The organism is Ruegeria sp. BHSC276, from assembly GCF_059612945.1.
In genome coordinates this window covers 247,543-265,724 of record NZ_JBXWRP010000006.1, presented here as the reverse complement: position 1 = coordinate 265,724, position 18,182 = coordinate 247,543, and the positions used below count along the sequence as shown (strand labels likewise).

The following is an 18,182-nucleotide window of genomic DNA, read 5'->3' as shown; positions in this document are numbered from 1 at the left end:
GGGTCATGCCGGGGGCGTCCTGTCGGTTTGCGGCACTGCGAGAGTACGAGCTGTCATCAAACCGTCACTTGCGCTGCGCTTTTAATTTCGAATATTCATGAAATATGGAAAAAATGATTCCCGAACGCCTGTCCACCCTGGGACATCCACAGCGGCTTACCGTATTTCGGCTGCTGATGCGGCGCTATCCCGACCGCGTCCCGGCCTCGGAGATCGCGCGCGCGCTGGGGCTAAAGCCCAACACGCTGTCGAATTACCTGAGTGCATTGCTGCAGGTGGGCCTGGTTTCGCAGGAGCGGGCAGGGACCTCGTTGCGCTATGCCATCGAGATGGCGGCAGTGCGCGGGACGATCGACTATTTGCTGCTGGACTGCTGCCGCGGCCGCCCCGAGATCTGCGCGCCCGCTTCCTGCACCACGTCTGACAAGACCGATCGGGACCGGAAGCTGAATGTGCTGTTCATCTGCACCGGCAATTCGGCGCGGTCGATCTTTGCCGAGGCGATCCTGCGGGACGAGGCGGGCGACCGGTTCAACGTGTATTCGGCCGGCACCCGGGCCCGGGCTGCGTTGAACCCGGTTGCTTTGCAGGTGCTGAAGCTCAATGGCCATGACATTTCGGATTTGCGCGCCAAGACCATCACCGAGCTTCAAACCCCGGGCGCGCCGGATTTCGATTTCGTGTTCACGGTCTGCGATCAGGCCGCGAACGAAGACTGTCCCGCCTGGCCCGGCCAGCCCATCAGCGCGCATTGGGGCGTGCCCGATCCGGTCGGAGCCGACGGGACGCAAGAGCAGAAAACTTGTGCCTTTCAAGATGCTTACGACGCGATCCGCAACCGAATCCTGACCTTTTCATCGCTGCCGCTTGAAACCCTGGATCGCATATCTCTTCAGAACGCCGTGGATGACATCGGCCGGATCCATACCGAAGAAACCTCATGACCGTTTATGCTCTCAACGGCTTGGGCCGCATCGGCAAGCTGGCCCTGAAACCTCTGCTTGAGAAAGGCGCGCAGATCGCCTGGATCAATGATGCGGTGGGGGACCCCGCGATGCACGCGCATCTTCTGGAGTTCGACACCGTGCATGGCCGCTGGGCCGCCGACTTCAGTCATGACGAAAACTCGGTCACCATTGACGGCGTGCGGCTGCCCTTCATCGGAACCCGCAACCTGTCGGAGCTGCCGCTTGAGGGCGTCGACGTCATCATCGACTGCACCGGAGTTTTCAAGACCGAGGCAAAGCTGGCCCCTTACTTCGACGCCGGCCTGAAAAAGGTGGTGGTCTCGGCTCCGGTCAAGGATGGTGATACGGCCAATATCGTCTTTGGCGTGAACGAAGGCACCTATGACCCGGCCCGCCACCGCATCGTGACCGCGGCCAGCTGCACCACGAACTGCCTGGCCCCGGTGGTCAAGGTGATCCACGAGAGCCTGGGCATCCGGCACGGCTCGATCACCACGATTCATGACGTGACCAACACGCAGACGATCGTGGACCGTCCGGCCAAGGACCTGCGCCGTGCCCGGTCGGCGCTGAACTCGCTGATCCCCACGACCACCGGCAGCGCCACGGCGATCACCCTGATCTATCCCGAGCTGACGGGGCGGCTGAACGGGCATGCGGTGCGGGTGCCGCTGCTGAATGCCTCGCTGACCGATTGCGTGTTCGAGGTTGAACGCGAAACGACGGCCGAAGAGGTGAACGCCCTGTTCAAGGCCGCGGCCGAGGGGCCTCTGGCCGACATTCTGGGCTATGAGGAGCGTCCGCTGGTCTCGACCGACTATACCAATGACACCCGGTCCAGCATCGTGGATGCACCGTCGACCATGGTGGTGAACGGAACGCAGGTAAAGGTCTATGCCTGGTACGACAACGAGATGGGCTATGCGCACCGTCTGGTGGATGTGGCGATGATGGTCGGGGCATCGCTTTGACACGCGCTTCCCAACGTCCGGACGGGCTGTCGGCCTATATGGCCGTCACGGCAGCCTATTGGGCCTTCATGCTGACCGACGGCGCCCTGCGGATGCTGGTGCTGCTGCATTTTCACACTCTGGGCTTTTCACCGGTCCAGCTGGCCTATTTGTTCGTGCTGTACGAGATCGCCGGGATGGCCACCAACCTGGCCGCCGGGTGGATCGCCGCGCGGTTCGGGCTGACCGCGACCCTGTACGCAGGGCTGACGATACAGGTGCTGGCGTTGCTGGCGCTGGCGCAATTGGATCCGGGCTGGACCATCGGTGTGTCCGTCGCCTTCGTGATGGTCGTGCAGGGCGCCAGCGGAGTGGCCAAGGACCTGACCAAGATGTCGTCGAAATCGGCAGTCAAACTGTTGGCGCCCACAGAAGGCGGCGGGCTGTTCCGCTGGGTGGCGGTGCTGACAGGGTCGAAGAACGCGGTCAAGGGGCTGGGCTTCCTGCTGGGGGCGGCCTTGTTGGCCGGGCTCGGCTTCACGGGTGCCGTGCTGGGCATGGCGGGGGTTTTGTTCCTTATCTTGGTGGCGGTGCTGCTGACGATGCCGCCGGGGCTGCCTAAAGGGCGCAAGGACGCGAAGTTTTCCGAGGTCTTTTCGAAATCGGCCAATGTGAACTGGCTGTCCGCGGCGCGGGTCTTCCTGTTCGGGGCGCGCGACGTCTGGTTCGTCGTCGGCATCCCGATCTATTTTTATGCTGTGCTGTCGGATGGCAGCGAAGCAGGCAACCGCGCGGCTTTTTTTCTGATCGGCGGGTTCATGGCCATGTGGGTCATTCTGTATGGCATCTTTCAGGCCGCCGCCCCGCGCCTGCTGCGGGCAGGGGCGCGGGATGAGGCCGATCTGGTCGCAGCGGCGCGCAGCTGGGCCTGGGGGCTAGCCTGTGTGCCGGCCCTATTGACGGTGGCCGCGCTGCTGTCCTCTGGTCCGACGCCATGGCTGACGCTGACGCTGGTGGGTGGTCTGCTGGCCTTTGGCGCGGTCTTTGCGGTGAATTCCTCGCTGCATTCTTACCTGATCCTGGCCTTCACCCAGGCCGAGCGGGTGACGATGGATGTGGGGTTCTACTACATGGCTAACGCGGGCGGGCGGCTGTTGGGTACGCTGCTGTCTGGGCTGACCTATCAATGGGGCGGGTTGCCCTTGATGCTGGGGACGGCGGCCGCCATGGTCTCGGTGTCCGCCGTGGCGGCGGGGCGCTTGCAGCCCCAAACAACTTCGGAGATCTCGGCATGAGCGTATTTGAACGGTATCTGTCCCTGTGGATCGCGCTGGCCATGGCCGCTGGGATCGCCATCGGCTCGTTCGCGCCGGGTTTGGTTCAGGCCATCGCGGCGGCCGAGGTGTCCAATGTCAACTTGGTGGTGGCGGTGCTGATCTGGGCCATGGTCTATCCGATGATGGTAGGGGTGGACCCGGGCAGCCTGCGCGACGTGGTAAAACAGCCCAAAGGGCTGGCGATCACTCTGGTGGTCAACTGGCTGATCAAGCCCTTTACCATGGCGGCGCTGGGCGTGCTGTTCTTCGAATACGTCTTCGCCGACCTGATCGCGCCCGCCGATGCCCAGCAATATATCGCAGGGCTGATCCTGCTGGGTGCGGCACCCTGCACGGCAATGGTGTTCGTCTGGTCGCATCTGACCAAGGGGGACGAGAACTATACCCTGCTGCAGGTGTCGGTGAATGATATTGTCATGGTCTTTGCCTTCGCTCCGATCGTGGCCTTCCTGCTGGGCGTGACCGACATTTCCGTTCCGTGGCAGACGCTGGTCCTGTCGGTTGTCCTGTTCGTGGCACTGCCACTGGCGGCGGGTGTCTGGACGCGCAACCGGCTGGGCTCGGCTGAGCGGATCGCGGCGTTCCGCGACCGGGTCAAGCCGTGGGGTGTTGTCGGCCTGATCGCGACCGTCGTCATCCTGTTCGGACTGCAGGGGCAGGTGCTTCTAGACCGGCCGGCGGTCATTGCATTGATCGCCGTGCCGATCCTGATCCAGTCCTACGGGATCTTTGCGGTGGCCTACGCGGCGGCCTTTGCCCTGCGCGTGCCGCACCGGATCGCGGCGCCCTGCGCGCTGATCGGCACGTCGAACTTCTTTGAACTGGCGGTGGCCGTCGCCATCAGCCTGTTCGGCCTGAACTCGGGTGCGGCTCTGGCCACGGTAGTGGGTGTGTTGGTCGAGGTGCCGGTAATGCTGTCGCTGGTGACTTTCGCCAACCGGACACGCGGCAGGTTCCAGCAACGCGAAACAGGTGCCGTGGAACGTGCCGGCATCTGACTGTCGGTTTAACATGCTGAAAGAAAGCACGTCTTGCCCATCTCGGAGGTCGCGAAAAATTCTCTCGGCGCCCACTTGAAATCTGGTTTCAACGAAACTTTGGCCGGTTGTGAGACGCCCGATTGGGGTTTCGTGGTTACGTGACAGGTTCGGCTGAAACAGCGGACCGCCAGCCGTTCGCCAGGACGGGAACAGATGACTGACGCGACTACACTGCGCTGCCCTCGGGGCGGCCCAACTTGCCGCATGTCCGATCTCCGTCGGGGGGGGCGCGGCGCGATACGTCACAGGTCGCGCCCGGGAAACGACACCAGAGGAGGACGCGCATGCTTGCACCTGCATTCAACCGACGCAACGATCCGTTTGCAATCATGCGGTCGATGATGCGTGACTTTGACCGCCTGTCCGGTGATGGTCCGGCCCGCTGTTCTGGGCCGGCGCGGATCGCCGCGCCGCGCTTTGGTCCGTGGGGCGTGTATAGGTGACGGCGGCGGTCAGTTCCCGTTGTTGCGCGCTTCCAGCCGTTCAAGATTGACCACCGTCGACAGCATCAGCCTGTCGTGGCTCCAATCCTGGGTCTGGCGGAACGATGCCGCCGCGAATGCCACCAGAACGGCAAAGATCAGCGTCGTCGCAAGAAAGAAGGCGGGCACGGGCGCGTTCAGTCGGGGCGCGTCGGCCAGGGCGATCACCCGCTGCCGCAGGACCCGCTTGGCCTTGCCACCGGGAACCAGGGCCACGTTCAGAACACGCGGGCGGCCCTGCGAGACCGTTCTGGCGCAGTAATCCAGCAGACATTTGGTATAGTCGCGGGCGTCGATTCCGCGGCGCATGACCACGGATTGGTCGCAGGACAGTTCGCGCAGACGGCTGAACTGATATTTCAGCAGCCAGAAGGCCGGGTTCCAGAACAACAGCGGACGCAGCAGTTCGATTCCAAGCTCCCATTCGACGTCCCGGGCGCGGACATGCTCGAGTTCATGTGCCAGCGCAAAGCGTAGCTCGCGCGGGGTGTCCAGCAGATGGCTGGGCAGCACCACATGGCGGCGGCGCAGACCGCGCACAGCGAAGGGAACGGTGATCCGGTCCGAGAGGCGCACGTCCACGCGGGTCGAGCGGCGCCAGAGGAAGCTGTTCTGAACGGTTTCGCGAATGGCCAGCGCATCCCGAACCGTCCGTGCCAGAATGCGCAGCGCGGCAAGGATCAGCGCCGCGACAAGCCCGGTCAGAACCGGGCTTTGACCGGACAGCACAAGATCGACCCAGCGCTGGCGTGTGTTCAGCAAGGCCTCGAACTGGGTCGCCGGCATGGCGATGTCGCCCCGCAGATAGGCCGCGACGGCGATGTCCCCGATGGCCACGGCGCGTCCGGGCCACATTTGCGCGGACAGTGCGGTCACCGTCAGCGCCAGAACCGGGCTGAGCAGAACACACAGGCAAAGCGCCTTGAGCACACGCAATTGAACGACGAAATTGTGCCGCTGCACCGTTGGGCGCAACGCCGCCCGGGCGGCCAGCCAAATTAGCGCGGACAAGGCCAGCACGACATTCAGGTCCAAATAGGCGTCGAGTACCGGTTTAACCGCTGTCATTTTGCAGTCTCCTCTCTACCAGTGCTCGAATTTCCTCCAGATCAGCTTCGGTCAGGCCGGCGTCATCGACAAGACGTGCCACCAGCGAGGCCGGGGTGTCATCGAACAACGTGCGAGACAGGTTCTGCAGCGACCGCGCCTGATAGGTGTCCTTCTCAAGCAGCGGGCGATAGATCAGGGTTTTGCCATCCTTGCGGCTTTGGACAAATCCCTTTTCATCCAGGATACGCAGGATCGTCGCGCCCGAGGTGTAGGCTAGGTTCCGCTCGGGCGGCAGCCGGTCCAGCACGTCGCGTACCGAGCCTTCGCCAAGTGCCCAAAGCTCGTTCATGAACTCCAGTTCAACCTCGGTCAGCAGATTTCCTGTCTTTCTCTTTCGCATCGGTTTCGGTGTCACCATTTTGCCTGTAATGCTTGCCAGACAAGCATCCTTTCACGGTTGCGCAAAGCCTAAACTTTCCAGAAAACGAAAATGCCCCAGCCGATCGACAGGAAAAGCGGGGTCCACACCGGTTGGCCGACCAGCCCCAGCCAGGCCAGAAAGATATAGGCCGAACCCAGCAGGGTGATGAACAGTCGGTCGCCCAATGTGGTGGTCAGGCCCAGCACGCCCCGGCGTTCGATCCCGTCGCGAAACTTGACCACCTCGAGTACCCCGATCAGGGCGATGGCCGAGAAGATGCCCACGAAAACCGCCAGCGTTGCCGGGGTCCAGGCCATCCAGAAATCGGGCCAAAGCGGGTCGGTCCACGAAAAGCCCTTGGGTTCTTCCTGGCCGACATTACCCCAGCCAGCCTTGGCTTGCGCCAGCGCCGGGGAAGGGGCGAACAGGGAGAGGGAGAGAAGGAGTTTGCGCATGTCGAACCTCATACACGTCCCATCGCGAAACCGCGCGCGATGTAGTTGCGGACAAACCAGATGACGATGGCGCCGGGGATGATGGTCAGGGTGCCGGCGGCAGCCAGCAGGCCCAGCTCGTAGCCTGCGCTGGACGCGGTGCGGGTCATCACGGCGGCGATCGGTTTGGCCTCAACCGCCGTCAGGGTCTTGGCCAGCAGCATTTCCACCCACGAGAACATGAAACAGAAGAATGCCGCCACACCCACGCCCGCCTTGATGTTGGGCAGGAAGATCGTGACGAAGAACCGGGGGAAGGAATAGCCGTCGACATAGGCGGTTTCATCCAGCTCTTTCGGGATGCCGCGCATGAAACCTTCCAGGATCCACACTGCCAGCGGCACGTTGAACAGCGTGTGCGCCAGTGCCACCGCCAGGTAGGTGTCGAAGAGGTGGATCGACGAATACAGCTGAAAGAAGGGCAGGGCGAACACGGCCGCCGGGGCCATGCGGTTGGTCAGCAGCCAGAAGAACAGCTGCTTGTCGCCCAGGAACCGATAGCGCGAGAACGCGTAGGCCGCAGGCAACGCCACGCAGACCGACAGGATCGTGTTGATCGTCACATAGGTGATTGAGTTGATATAGCCCCAATACCACGTCGGATCGGTGAAGATGGCCTTGTAGTTCTCCAGCGTAAAGGTCTGGGGAAAAAGGGAGAAGCCTGACAGGATCTCGTTCGTGGTCTTGAAGGACATCGCCACCAGCCAATAGATCGGCAACATCAGGAACGCGATATACAGGATCGGGATGAGGGACCGCTTCTTCATTGCGCGTCATCCTTTGTCATGAGGGTGTAGAAGACCCAGGAAACCAGCAGCGTGATGGCGAAATAGATCAGGCTCATCGCGGCCGCGGGGCCAAGGTCGAACTGTCCCAGCGCGATCTTCACCAGGTCGATCGACAGCAGGGTGGTCGAGTTGCCGGGACCGCCCCCGGTCAGAACGAAGGGTTCGGTGTAGATGTTGAAACTGTCCATGAACCGCAGCAGAACCGCGATGGTCAGAACCGTCTTCATCTTGGGCAGCTGAATATAGCGGAACACCGACCACGGGCTTGCTCCGTCGATCTTGGCTGCCTGGTAATAGGCGTCGGGGATGGACACCAGACCGGCATAGCACAGCAGCACAACCAGCGAGGTCCAGTGCCAGACATCCATCACCACGATGGTGATCCAGGCCGACAGCGGTTGTTGGGTCATGTCATAGTTGATGCCCAGCACGTCGTTCAGGAAATACCCCAGCAGGCCGATCTTGGGCAGGGTGAAGATGTTCCACATCGAGCCGACCACGTTCCACGGGATCAGCATCGGCAGGGCCATCAGTACCAGGCAGACCGGCACCCAGAAGCCCTTGCGCGGCATCGACAGGGCCACGATGATGCCCAGCGGCACTTCGATCATCAGGATCAGCGCGGTGAACAGGAACTGTCGCCCCAGCGCCGCCTGGAAGCGGTCAGACCGCAGGATCTGTTCGAACCAGCCCAGCCCTTCCCAGAAGAACTGGTTGTTGCCGAAGGTTTCCTGGACCGAGTAGTTGACCACCGTCATCATGGGCACCAGTGCGTTGAACGCCACCAGCGCCAGCACCGGCAGGACAAAGAACCACGCTTTCTGATTTTCCGTTTTCATCGGGCGCGCTCCTCGGTTGCGATCCAGCCGTCACGATAGACGCGCGTCTGTTCAGGTTTGAATTGAAGACAGACTTGCGATCCGGGCTCGGGGGGCGCGTGTTCGGTCACCGCCTTCACTGGGCTGGTGCCGACCATGGCGCTGACCACATAGTGCCGCCCGATATCGGCCACCTTGGTGATATGGGCCGGGATGCCATCGGGGCCAAAGCCCACATATTCGGGCCGGATTCCCAGATCGGTGCGACCGCCGGTGCCGCTGACCGGACCTTCCAGCATCACCTCGTGCCCTTCGAACAGGGCACGGTCGCCCCGCGCCTCGCAGGGCAGCACGTTCATGCCGGGCGAGCCGATGAAATGGCCCACGAATGTGTGTTGCGGGCGCTCGAACAGCTCGACCGGAGTTCCGATCTGGACCACTTCGCCTTCCTGCATCACAACCACCTCGTCTGCGAAGGTGAGCGCTTCGGTCTGGTCGTGTGTGACATAGATCATCGTCGCCTTGACGCGCTGGTGAAGCTCTTTCAGCTTGGACCGCAGCTTCCATTTCAGATGCGGGTCGATCACGGTCAGCGGCTCGTCGAACATCACTGCGTTCACGTCGTCGCGGACCAGACCGCGGCCCATCGAGATCTTCTGCTTGTTGTCCGGGCTGAGGCCGCTGGCGCGGGTGTTCAGCATGTCGGTGACATCCAGCATCTCGGCGATCTCGTCGACGCGCCGCTTAATCGTCGCCGGATCGACGCCGCGGTTCTTGAGCGGAAAGGCCAAGTTCTCGCCGACGGTCATCGTGTCGTAGATCACCGGAAACTGGAACACTTGCGCGATGTTGCGCTGATCAGGGGGCAGGGCGGTCACGTCGCGGTCGTCGAACAGGATCTGCCCCTCGGATGGGGTCAACAGACCCGAGATGATGTTCAGCAGCGTGGACTTGCCGCAGCCCGATGGCCCCAGCAGAGCATAGGCCCCGCCATCACGCCAGGTTACGTCGATTTCCTTCAGCGCATAGTCCTGTGGGCCTTGCGGCGATGGCATGTAGCTGTGTTTGAGGTTTGCAAGCTTGATCTGTGCCATGTCAGGCCACCCTTTTGCCGTCTTGGCCGAAATACCGGCAATGGGCCGGGTTCATGTAGAATGTGTGGTCCTCGCCCACCTGATAGGGGTGGACCCCGGCGGCCAGCGACACCCAGGCGTCTTCGCCATGCTGGAAATGCGCGCTGGAATCCGATCCGGACAGTTCGGTCACGATCACGCGGCCGGTCAGCTCGACGTCATCGGCCGAGGCGCGCACGGGGGTGACGCGGTGCGGGCGCACGGCGACCTTGTATTGCCCGTCGGACAGGCTGATGCCCTCGCTCAGCCGCCATGTGCCGCCGCCGGCCAACTGAACCTGGCCACCGGTGATCGTGACGCGGGCCACGTTGATGGGCGGGTCGGAAAACACCCGCGCGGCGGCGAGGTTTTCGGGATTGCGATAGATGTCCGCCGTCGGGCCGAACTGAGTCACGCGGCCGTCCTCCATCAAGGCGGTGTAGCCGCCCAGCAGCAGCGCCTCCTCGGGTTCGGACGTGGCATAGACCACCACGGCGCCGCGCCCGGCGAACAGCTCGGGCAATTGCTCGCGCAATTCCTCGCGCAGCTTGTAGTCCAAATTGGCCAGCGGCTCGTCCAGGAATACCGCGCGGCTGTCCTTGGCGATGGCACGGGCCAGAGCGGTGCGCTGCTGTTGGCCACCCGACAGTTCATGCGGGCGACGGTGCAGCATCGGGCGCAGTTGCAGCAGGTCGGCGGCCTCTTCCACGCGGCCTTCGATCTCGGATTGCGCCATTCCGGCCACGCGCAGCGGCGAGGCGATGTTGTCGAACACAGTCATATGCGGGTAGTTCACGAAGAACTGATGCACGAGGCTGATTTTGCGTTTCTGAGTGCTCAGCCGTGTCACGTCCTGCCCGTCCATCAGAACCTTGCCCGAGGCAATCGGATCCAGGCCGGCCATCATCTTGATCAGAGATGTCTTGCCCGACCCGGTCGCGCCCAGAAGCACGTTGAAATGGCCGGTCTGCAGCGTCAGGGACGTGGGTTTGATATGGGTAACGGTGCCGACCCGCTTGGTCGCGTCTTGTAATTCGATCATGTCCGTGGGTTCCGATCCCGCAGCGCGTGGCAACGCTGTTTGGTCTTGGTTGGCAAGGGGCGCCGGTACCGGCGCCCCCCGGGGAGTAGTGGCTTACTGGGACTGCCAGCGTGCCACCAGTTCGTCATAGTTGACGGTCTGGCCTTGCGGCTTCTCGTTTTCCAGCTTCGGCTTCGGCGCGCCCGGCTGGCTCAGCCAATATTCGGGGTCGCGCGGCTCGTTCAGGCGCGGACCACAGCCGCCGTAAACGCCAGCGCTTTCATCCGCGGCCTGCATACGGGCCATGGTGATGTCCATCTCTTCGGCCAGACGGTCCATCGCCTCTTGCGGGGTGAAGGCGCCCGAGTTCACGTCGCCGATCTGCTGCCACCAGATCTGGGCCAGCTTGGGGTAGTCGGGAACGTTGATGCCGGTCGGCGACCATGCCACGCGGTCAGGCGAGCGGTAGAACTCGACCAGGCCACCCAGCTTGGGTGCGCGTTCGGTAAATGACTCATGATTGACCGAGCTGTCGCGGATGAAGGTCAGACCCACATGGGACTTTTTCACATCGACGGTCTTGGACGTCACGAACTGAGCGTACAGCCACGCGGCCTGTGCTCGATCCGACGGGGTGGATTTCAGGAAGGTCCACGATCCCACGTCCTGATAGCCAACCTTCTGGCCTTCTTCCCAATAGGGACCATGAGGGCTGGGCGCCATCCGCCACAGCGGGTTGCCCTCGTCGTCGACAGTGTTGTTGCCTTCGGACTTGGGCTTGACCATGTCGGCGGTAAAGGCCGTGTACCAGAAGATCTGCTGAGCCACGTTGCCTTGCGACAGAGCGGGCAGCGACTGGTAGAAGTCATAGGACGCCGCACCCGGAGGCGCGTACTTGCGCAGCCATTCGTCCCATTTGCGGATCGCATAGACCGCCGCCGGGCCGTTCGCGGCACCGCCACGCGACACCGAAGCGCCGACCGGGTTGCAGGTGCCCGCTTCCATGCGGATGCCCCATTCATCGACAGGTATACCGTTGGGCTCGCCCTTGTCGCCGGCGCCAGCCATCGACAGCCAGGCATCGGTCATGCGCCAGCCAAGATCGGGCGCGCGCTTGCCGTAATCCATGTGGCCATAGATCGCGACCCCGTCGACTTCCTTGACGTCCTCGGTGAAGAACTCGGCGATATCCTCGTAGGCAGACCAGTTGACCGGAACGCCCAAATCATAGCCATATTTTTCCTTGAATGCGGCCTTGTTGGCTTCATCATCGAACCAGTCCTTGCGGAACCAGTACAGGTTGGCGAATTGTTGGTCGGGCAGCTGGTACAGCTTGCCGTCCGGCCCGGTAGTGAACTGGATGCCCATGAAGTCGTCCAGATCCAGCGTTGGAGAGGTCGTAGCCGCCCATTCGCCTTCCATCATGTCCGAGAGGGGATAGGCCAGTTGCAGGCGCGAATGCGTCCCGATCAGGTCGCTGTCGTTGACATAGCCGTCATACAGGTTCCGACCGGTCTGCATCTGGGTTTGAACGGCCTGGACGACCTCGCCTTCACCCAGGATCTGGTGGTTGACCTTGATGCCGGTGATTTCCTCGAATGCCTTGGTCAGAACCTCGGATTCATAGGAATGGGTCGGGATGCCTTCCGACAGGACGTTGATTTCCATTCCGGCAAAGGGTTCAGCAGCCTTAATGAACCACTGCATCTCCGCCATCTGCTCGTCTTTCGACAAGGCGGATGGCTGAAATTCGTCGTCGATCCAGCGTTTGGCTGCGGCTTCGTCGGCCCAAACCGGACCGTGCCCCGCAATGACGGCAGCCGCCGCCACTGCGGACAAAAGATGTTTCCGCATCTTTCTCCTCCCAAGATTTATGGTTCTCCGGTGCGACCCGGATGAAAGGCAGCATCGGCGATTTTCCGCGAGTCTGTCAAACTAAAAAATTAGTAATTGAGGCGGCGCCCGGTTTCGATCTCTCAGAGATATGAGGTAAGATCTTGAATTAATGAGACATTAAATGGGTTCGACGTAGCGTCGCGGGCGATGAGGACGCGTCGGGCTGTGTTGCCCAGCCACCCGAAAGGTGTCGACGCCGAACCTCAGACCCAGCCGGACCCGGGCTGTGAACAGTTCACCAGCGACGGAACGCCATGGATTTGGTGGAAAGTAAGAGTGGCAGCCCGTAGGGGAATCGAACCCCTCTTTCCAGGTTGAAAACCTGGCGTCCTAACCGATAGACGAACGGGCCACGCAAGCCTTGCACAAGCACAAGTGGCAGCCCGTAGGGGAATCGAACCCCTCTTTCCAGGTTGAAAACCTGGCGTCCTAACCGATAGACGAACGGGCCACGCTGGCTTGTGGAGGGCCTTTTACGGATTACGTTCCGCCCCCGCAAGACGAAAAATGCAGCCATGTGAAACTTTTTTGCGCCCCGGTTCCGGCAGGCTCGAAAGGGGTCATTTCGCCTCGGCCGCGTCTTCCAGGCGCAGCTGAACGCTCTGCCGTCCGCCCCAGGTATTGATCTCGAGCCGGCCTGCGAAATGGAACCGGGCACCGCCGTGATTTGACAGCCGATCGCCCATCGGGCCATCAAAGGCGCCAAAGGCGATGGCGTCGATCCCTGCGCCCATACCGTCGGACAGGGACAACTTCAGATGGGTCTCGCCCACGCGTTTGGCAAAGCGCACCTGCAGGTCTGGCAGGGCAAAGCGTGGGGCAGGGGCACCGGCCCCGAACGGACCCGCCTGCTCAATCTGCTCGATCAATGCCACCGTGGCGGCGCCAGGCATCAGAACACCGTCAAGTTTCAGGTCGGCGGGGCCGCCTTCGCCCGCCCCCTGTTTGGCCAGCAACTCGCTCAGGCGCGCCATGGCGGGTTCCAGCTGATCGCGCATCACGGTCAGACCTGCGGCCATCTTGTGCCCGCCTCCCTTGACCAGCAGCCCTTCGGACGCCAGCCGGTGAATCGCGGCCCCCAGATCGACACCCGAAACCGAGCGGCCCGACCCTTTGCCCTCGTCGCCGTCAAAGCCGATCACGATCGCCGGGCGGTTGGCCGTCTCTTTCAGGCGCGAGGCCACGATGCCCACGACGCCCGGATGCCAACCGTCGCCCGCCGCCCAGACCAGCGGTGCGTCCAGCCCACGATCTTCGGCCTGGACCAGCGCGGCGGCGCGCACGGCGTTTTCGATGTCGCGCCGTTCGGTATTCAACGCGTCCAACCGCTTGGCCAAGGCTTCTGCTTCGACGGTAGAGTCGGTACTCAGCAAGCGCGCGCCCAGATCGGCTTGACCGATGCGCCCCCCGGCGTTGACCCGTGGCCCCAGCAGGAACCCCAGGTGATAGCTGTTGGGCGCGGTATCCATGCGCGCCACGTCGGACAGAGCCACAAGGCCGGGCCGCAGGCGCTGCGCCATGACCTTCAGCCCCTGCTGTACCAACGCGCGGTTGATCCCGACCAGAGGCGCAACATCGGCAACCGTGGCCAGAGCCACGAGATCCAGCATCGCCATCAGGTCAGGGCCCTTGGCGCCCGCCGCGCGCAGCTGCCGGCCGGCCTCAACCAGCATCAGGAACACGACGGCGGCGGCGCACAGATAGGCGAGGTCTCCGCTTTCGTCCTGGCGGTTCGGGTTCACGACGGCCACGCAGTCGGGCAGGGTCTCTCCGCCCAGGTGGTGGTCCAGGACGATCACGTCCGCCTCCTGGGCCGCCGCGATGGCATCATGGCTGAGCGTCCCGCAATCGACGCAGATGATCAGGTCATGCGTCGCGGCCAGCTGGGCCATCGCGGGTGCGTTCGGGCCATAGCCCTCGTCGATCCGGTCGGGCACGTACAGCGTGGCGTTCAGCCCCATCTGACGCAGCCACACGATCAGCAGGGCGGCCGAACTGCCACCGTCCACGTCGTAATCGGCAAAGATCGCGATGCGCTGTTTGTGCCGCACGGCTTGCAGGAAACGGGCGGCGGCGGTTTCCATGTCCTTCAGCTCGCGCGGGTCGGGCAGCAGGTCGCGCAGCTTGGGCGCCAGAAAGCTCTCGGCCTCGGCTGGGGCCACGCCGCGGCGGGCCAGCACCTGGCACAGCGGGCGGGGCAGGTCGGTCTGCTGTGCCAGCATTTCGGCGGCGCGGTCCATCTCGGGCGGTGGGCCAACCCACCTACGGCCGGTCAGAGAGTGCTCGACACCCAGAAAGCTCAACCTATCCCTCCTGACGGGCAAGGCCGAGCCCGGGCGGGCACGGCCTGTGAGTTGGTTTTGACGATGCCGATCGGGCAATCACCCGTTCAGGTGCGGCCAGATCGGCGTACGGTAGGTCATGCGCCGGACCGAGCCGGTTTTCGACCGCATCAGCAGCGTGGTGGTTTCCACCCAGCCCGGCTGACGTTTGATGCGCGGCAGCAGCGACCCGCCGGTCACGCCGGTTGCGGCAAAGATCACGTCGGCCGTCACCATTTCGTCACGCGAATAGACGCGGTCCAGATCGGTGATGCCTGCCTTGGCGGCGCGGCCGCGTTCGTCATCGTTCCGGAACAGCAGCCGGCCGAAGATCTGGCCGCCCATGCATTTCAGCGCCGCGGCCGCCAGAACGCCTTCGGGGGCGCCGCCTTGGCCCATATACATGTCGATCCCGGTTTCCTCTGCCTCGGCGCAGTGCATCACACCGGCCACGTCCCCATCGGTGATAAGCCGGATCGACGCGCCAGTTTCACGCACTTCGGCGATCATCGCCTCGTGCCGGGGACGTTCCAAAATGCAGACGGTGATGTCGCTGGGCTCGCAGCCCTTGGCCTTGGCCAGGGCCTCGACCCGCTCGCGCGGGCTCATGTCAAGCGACACAACCTTTTCCGGATAGCCCGGGCCCACGGCCAGCTTGTCCATGTACACGTCGGGCGCGTGCAGCATCGACCCACGCGGCCCCATGGCGATGACGGTCAGCGCGTTGGGCATGTCCTTGGCGGTCAGGGTAGTGCCTTCCAGCGGGTCCAGCGCGATGTCCACGCCGGGGCCGTTGCCGGTGCCGACCTCTTCGCCGATATACAGCATCGGCGCCTCGTCGCGCTCGCCCTCGCCAATGACGACCACGCCGGCGATGTCCAGCAAGTTCAGCTGTTCGCGCATGGCGTTGACGGCGGCCTGATCGGCTGCCTTCTCGTCACCGCGCCCGACCAACGAGGCCGAGGCCAAGGCGGCCTGTTCGGCGACCCGGGCCAGGCCGAGGGACAACATGCGGTCATTGAAATCGATCTTGGCAGCGCTCATGCGTGGGTATCCTTTGGCAATCTTGGACGTTGTTGACTGGCATAGCCTGCCCGTGGCGCAGGCCGCAAGGGTTCAGACCTGCTCAATGCGCAGCGCGACCGGTTCACCGGAAACCACGTCAGTCTTGCGCAGTTCCTCCAGCGCGATGTCCAGGGTGGCGCGGGTGGTCTTGTGGGTGACGATCAGAACCGGGGCGGTGTCCTCGGCATGGGCGTATTGGCGCATCCGGTCGATCGAGACGCCGGCATTGCCCAGAATGGCTGCCACCTTTGCCAGCGCACCGGGTTTGTCCAGCAGAGCCAGTCGCAGGTAATACGGGGCGGGCAGGCCGGTGATGGCGGGTTTGGCATCGACCAGAGTGGTGGCCGGACGCCCGAAGGTCGCGATGCGCAGCCCGCGCGCCAGGTCGCAGACATCGCCCATGACTGCGCTGGCCGTGGGGCCTTCGCCCGCGCCGGGGCCGCGCAGAACGACCTGTTCCACCGCGTCGCCCTCGATCACCACCATGTTGGTGCCGCCTTCCAACTGTCCCAGCGGCGAGTCGCTGGGCACCAGGCAAGGCTGCATCCGCTGTTCCAGCCCGCGCGGTGTGCGTTGCGCCACGCCCAGCAGCTTGATGCGGTAGCCCATGTCGTCTGCCTGGTGGATGTCGTCCAGGCTGATGTGTTGAATCCCCTCGATCTCGATCCCGTCGAAATTGGGTTTCGTGCCGAAGGCGATCGACGCCAGCAGCGCCAGCTTGTGCGCCGCGTCGATGCCGCCTACGTCCAGGTTCGGATCGGCCTCGAGGTAGCCCAGCTGCGCGCATTCCTCAAACAGGGCGTTGTAGCCCAGACCCTGCGACTGCATGCGGGTCAGAATATAGTTGCAGGTGCCGTTCATTACGCCCATCACGCGGGTGATCTCGTTCCCGGCCAGACCTTCGGTCAGCGATTTGATGACCGGGATACCACCCGCGACGGCCGCCTCGAACCGGATCACGCGGCCGGCAGCCTCGGCCATTTCGGCCAGCGCCTGACCGTGGATCGCCAGCAGCGCCTTGTTTGCCGTCACGACATCCTTGCCGGTGGTCAGGGCCGCCTCGACCGAGGCCTTGGCTGGCCCGTTCTCACCGCCCATCAGCTCGACGAACACGTCGATGTCGTCACGCCGGGCCAAGGCGACCGGGTCGGTCTCCCAAGCGTAGCCCGACAGGTTGACGCCGCGGTCCTTGGTGGAATCACGCGCTGAAACGGCCACGATCTCGATGGGTCGGCCGGTGCGGGACTGCAGCAGATCGGCGTGGCGCCGGATGATCTTGACCACGCCCACGCCCACGGTTCCCAAGCCAGCAATTCCAAGCCGCAGCGCCTGTGTCATTCCGTGGGTTCCTTTCTGCTCGGGTTTCGGCTGTTCGGGGCATTCCGCCCGTTCTTCGCTGCCTTAGCGGGTTCGGACCGGCGGTGCAATCGGTCAGCGTCCCAGCAACCGTCTGCACCGGTCGATGGCCGGTCTTCCTTTAGTCGATCGGAGTGTTCTGCAACCGGTTGGCGCGCTTGCGCAGGGACTTCTTGCGCTCGGTCAGATCCTTTCTCAGATCAGCAGCCTCGCTGGCCACGTCAACCGGTGGCCCCAAGGCCTCGTCCAGCGGGATCAGTTTGGGGTAGGGGGCATCCACGACGGTTGCTGCCTCGCGGCCTCGGAGCTCGGGGAAGTCCGTGCATCCGGCGGACAGTGCCACAAGAAAAAGGACAGGCAGCGGCTTCATCGCGGATCCCGTAGAGTTGCGTACCCTGTCGTGATGCACCTTCCGACGCCCGGGATCAAGCGGGGTTCTATTTGAACGTTTGTTCATATAAACTGCCGATCATGGCACGCACACAAGGTTCTCACTCGGATATCACAGGCCCGCGCATACGCAAAGCGGCGTTGCATCTGTTCGCGCGATATGGATATGCCGCTGTTTCCATGCGGCAAATCGCGGCCGAGGTCGGCGTACAGGCCGGTGCGCTGTACAATTATACGCCCGACAAGCAAAGCCTTCTGTACCGGTTGATGCGCGACCACATGGAGGAGTTGCTGGCCGCCCAGAAGGGTTTGCCGCCGCAGGATTGCGCGCTTGATGCGCTGCGTCAGTTCGTCGGGTTCCACATCCGGTTCCACATGCAGCGGCCCGAAGAGGTTTTCATCGCCTACATGGAGCTGCGCAACCTCACCCCCGAGAACTTTGCCGAGATCGAAGCCCTGCGGCGCGATTACGAGGACGCGCTGCAGGGAATCCTGGTCGCCGGACAGGCCGAGGGGTTGTTCGCGCTTCAGGATGCCAAGATTGCCACGCTTGCGGTGATTGCGATGCTGAACGGCGTCATGACCTGGTATCGGGCCGGCGGGCGCCTGTCGCTGGATCAGGTCGAACAGATCTATTGGGACATGGTGCGCAAGGCCGTGTCCGCCTGACCCG

General features: G+C 63.2%; 18 protein-coding genes and 2 tRNA genes. 6 read left to right on the top strand and 14 right to left on the bottom strand.

Annotated features, from left to right (window positions below):
• Positions 1-104: 104 nt before the first annotated feature.
• From AC2FMD_RS12140 to AC2FMD_RS12120, 5 genes are all read left to right on the top strand, one after another.
• Positions 105-944 carry an arsenate reductase/protein-tyrosine-phosphatase family protein gene (locus AC2FMD_RS12140; protein WP_496687026.1) on the top strand — a complete coding sequence of 280 codons (840 nt, stop codon included), beginning with the start codon at positions 105-107 and terminating at the stop codon, positions 942-944.
• Complete coding sequence (locus AC2FMD_RS12135; RefSeq protein ID WP_496795054.1) at positions 941-1,939, top strand: ArsJ-associated glyceraldehyde-3-phosphate dehydrogenase; 999 nt, start codon at positions 941-943, stop codon at positions 1,937-1,939. Before AC2FMD_RS12140 ends, AC2FMD_RS12135 begins: the two co-directional genes overlap by 4 nt.
• Positions 1,936-3,213, top strand: coding sequence for an organoarsenical effux MFS transporter ArsJ (gene arsJ, locus AC2FMD_RS12130; RefSeq protein ID WP_496795053.1), 1,278 nt, complete (start codon positions 1,936-1,938; stop codon positions 3,211-3,213). Before AC2FMD_RS12135 ends, arsJ begins: the two co-directional genes overlap by 4 nt.
• A complete protein-coding gene (gene arsB, locus AC2FMD_RS12125; RefSeq protein WP_496795052.1) occupies positions 3,210-4,253 on the top strand; it encodes an ACR3 family arsenite efflux transporter in 1,044 nt (347 codons plus the stop codon). The genes arsJ and arsB overlap by 4 nt, the downstream gene beginning before the upstream one ends.
• Positions 4,254-4,579: 326 nt before the next feature.
• Positions 4,580-4,738, top strand: a complete 159-nt coding sequence (locus tag AC2FMD_RS12120) for a hypothetical protein (RefSeq protein WP_496687030.1) — start codon at positions 4,580-4,582, stop codon at positions 4,736-4,738.
• Between the two features lie 9 nt (positions 4,739-4,747).
• On the opposite strand, the gene AC2FMD_RS12115 is transcribed toward AC2FMD_RS12120, so the two are convergent.
• The 14 genes from AC2FMD_RS12115 to AC2FMD_RS12050 all read right to left on the bottom strand — a co-directional run bounded on the left by AC2FMD_RS12115 (position 4,748) and on the right by AC2FMD_RS12050 (position 17,489).
• On the bottom strand, positions 4,748-5,845 hold the full coding sequence (locus AC2FMD_RS12115) for a M56 family metallopeptidase (RefSeq protein WP_496795051.1): 1,098 nt from the start codon (positions 5,843-5,845) through the stop codon (positions 4,748-4,750).
• Positions 5,832-6,227, bottom strand: coding sequence for a BlaI/MecI/CopY family transcriptional regulator (locus tag AC2FMD_RS12110; protein ID WP_005983946.1), 396 nt, complete (start codon positions 6,225-6,227; stop codon positions 5,832-5,834). The genes AC2FMD_RS12115 and AC2FMD_RS12110 overlap by 14 nt, the downstream gene beginning before the upstream one ends.
• A gap of 68 nt (positions 6,228-6,295) precedes the next feature.
• Complete coding sequence (locus AC2FMD_RS12105) at positions 6,296-6,565, bottom strand: DUF2160 domain-containing protein (protein ID WP_370797609.1); 270 nt, start codon at positions 6,563-6,565, stop codon at positions 6,296-6,298.
• Between the two features lie 146 nt (positions 6,566-6,711).
• Complete coding sequence (locus tag AC2FMD_RS12100; RefSeq protein ID WP_496741792.1) at positions 6,712-7,509, bottom strand: carbohydrate ABC transporter permease; 798 nt, start codon at positions 7,507-7,509, stop codon at positions 6,712-6,714.
• Entirely contained in the window at positions 7,506-8,369 is an 864-nt protein-coding gene (locus AC2FMD_RS12095) for a carbohydrate ABC transporter permease (RefSeq protein ID WP_496741794.1), read from the bottom strand. Before AC2FMD_RS12095 ends, AC2FMD_RS12100 begins: the two co-directional genes overlap by 4 nt.
• Positions 8,366-9,442, bottom strand: coding sequence for an ABC transporter ATP-binding protein (locus tag AC2FMD_RS12090; RefSeq protein WP_496687032.1), 1,077 nt, complete (start codon positions 9,440-9,442; stop codon positions 8,366-8,368). Before AC2FMD_RS12090 ends, AC2FMD_RS12095 begins: the two co-directional genes overlap by 4 nt.
• A 1-nt stretch (position 9,443) precedes the next feature.
• Positions 9,444-10,502: an ABC transporter ATP-binding protein gene (locus AC2FMD_RS12085; protein ID WP_496679538.1), complete on the bottom strand. Its 1,059-nt coding sequence runs from the start codon at positions 10,500-10,502 to the stop codon at positions 9,444-9,446.
• Positions 10,503-10,595: 93 nt separating this feature from the next.
• Positions 10,596-12,335 carry an ABC transporter substrate-binding protein gene (locus tag AC2FMD_RS12080; RefSeq protein WP_496679539.1) on the bottom strand — a complete coding sequence of 580 codons (1,740 nt, stop codon included), beginning with the start codon at positions 12,333-12,335 and terminating at the stop codon, positions 10,596-10,598.
• Positions 12,336-12,654: 319 nt separating this feature from the next.
• A tRNA-Glu gene (locus tag AC2FMD_RS12075) sits at positions 12,655-12,729 on the bottom strand.
• Positions 12,730-12,753: 24 nt separating this feature from the next.
• Positions 12,754-12,828 (bottom strand) — tRNA-Glu (locus tag AC2FMD_RS12070).
• Between the two features lie 109 nt (positions 12,829-12,937).
• A complete protein-coding gene (gene recJ / locus AC2FMD_RS12065; protein WP_496795050.1) occupies positions 12,938-14,680 on the bottom strand; it encodes a single-stranded-DNA-specific exonuclease RecJ in 1,743 nt (580 codons plus the stop codon).
• Positions 14,681-14,758: 78 nt separating this feature from the next.
• On the bottom strand, positions 14,759-15,742 hold the full coding sequence (glpX, locus tag AC2FMD_RS12060; RefSeq protein WP_496679544.1) for a class II fructose-bisphosphatase: 984 nt from the start codon (positions 15,740-15,742) through the stop codon (positions 14,759-14,761).
• A 72-nt stretch (positions 15,743-15,814) separates the two neighbouring features.
• The gene (locus AC2FMD_RS12055; protein ID WP_496679546.1) at positions 15,815-17,101 is read right to left on the bottom strand and encodes a homoserine dehydrogenase; all 1,287 of its coding nucleotides are present in this window, start codon (positions 17,099-17,101) and stop codon (positions 15,815-15,817) included.
• 139 nt (positions 17,102-17,240) lie between these two features.
• On the bottom strand, positions 17,241-17,489 hold the full coding sequence (locus tag AC2FMD_RS12050; RefSeq protein WP_496679548.1) for a hypothetical protein: 249 nt from the start codon (positions 17,487-17,489) through the stop codon (positions 17,241-17,243).
• A 101-nt stretch (positions 17,490-17,590) separates the two neighbouring features.
• Between AC2FMD_RS12050 and AC2FMD_RS12045 the strand changes: the two genes are divergently transcribed.
• Positions 17,591-18,178: a TetR/AcrR family transcriptional regulator gene (locus AC2FMD_RS12045; protein ID WP_496741798.1), complete on the top strand. Its 588-nt coding sequence runs from the start codon at positions 17,591-17,593 to the stop codon at positions 18,176-18,178.
• The last annotated feature ends 4 nt before the right edge of the window (positions 18,179-18,182 follow it).